The 954-nt window shown below is 69.9% G+C and carries 1 protein-coding gene and 1 pseudogene; both read right to left on the reverse strand.

Features of this window, described 5'->3' with window-relative positions; genetic code table 11:
• A pseudogene (locus H5397_RS17445) lies at positions 1 to 185 on the reverse strand (hypothetical protein); the annotation flags it as partial.
• 1 nt (position 186) lies between these two features.
• The coding region (locus tag H5397_RS17450; protein WP_182819018.1) for an LLM class flavin-dependent oxidoreductase at positions 187 to 954 on the reverse strand (768 nt) is incomplete at its 5' end.

Here is a 954-nt window from a genome sequence, read left to right on the forward strand (position 1 = left end):
ACGTGCGAGGAGTAGTAGGTGGCCAGGTCGACCGCGAGGTCGCGCAGCTCGAGGACCTTGACCTCCGGCGTCGGGGTGCCGCCGGCGGTCATGGCCTTGACGGTGGCCTCGGCGAGGCGGTCGCCGAGCATGCGGGAGCTGGACGGCGTCCCCATGCCGGCGCTGATGACGAGGAGGTGGGACATGTCAGTTGGCTCCCTTCAGGGCGGCCTCGTAGGGCGACTGGCCGGTGACGTCGTCGACGCCCACGGTGCGGTGCTCGGTCAGCGTGCCGGCGACGCGGGCCTTCTCGACCAGCGACGCGTGGGTCGGCGCCTCCGGGATGTGCGCGGGGCGGCCCTCGGCGTAGCCCTTGCGCATCTCGGGCAGGATCTCGCCGAGCAGGTCGAGCTGCTCGAGGACGGTCTTGAGCGGCAGCCCGGCGTGGTCGATGAGGAAGCCCTGGCGCTGGTAGTGGCCGACGTGCTCGACCATGCCGAGGTAACGCTCCAGCACCTGCTGCGGCGAGCCCACGGTCAGCGGGGTCATCTCGGTGAAGTCCTCCATCGACGGGCCGTGGCCGTAGACCGGGGCGACGTCGAAGTAGGGGCGGAACTCGTTCACGGCGTCCTGGCTGTTCTTGCGCATGAAGAACTGGCCGCCGAGGCCGACGATCGCCTGGTCCGCCTGGCCGTGGCCGTAGTGCTCGTAGCGGCGGCGGTACAGGTTGACCATCTGGGCGGTGTGCTCGATGTTCCAGAAGATGTTGTTGTGGAAGAAGCCGTCGCCGTAGTAGGCGGCCTGCTCGGCGATCTCGGGGGTGCGGATCGAGCCGTGCCACACGAACGGCGCGACGCCGTCGAGCGGGCGCGGGGTCGAGGTGAAGCCCTGCAGCGGCGTGCGGTACTTGCCCTGCCAGTCGACGACGTCCTCGGTCCACAGCCGACGCAGCAGCGCGTAGTTCTCGACGGCCAG

The organism is Propioniciclava sp. MC1683, from assembly GCF_014164675.1.
Classification (GTDB): Bacteria; Actinomycetota; Actinomycetes; order Propionibacteriales; family Propionibacteriaceae; genus Propioniciclava.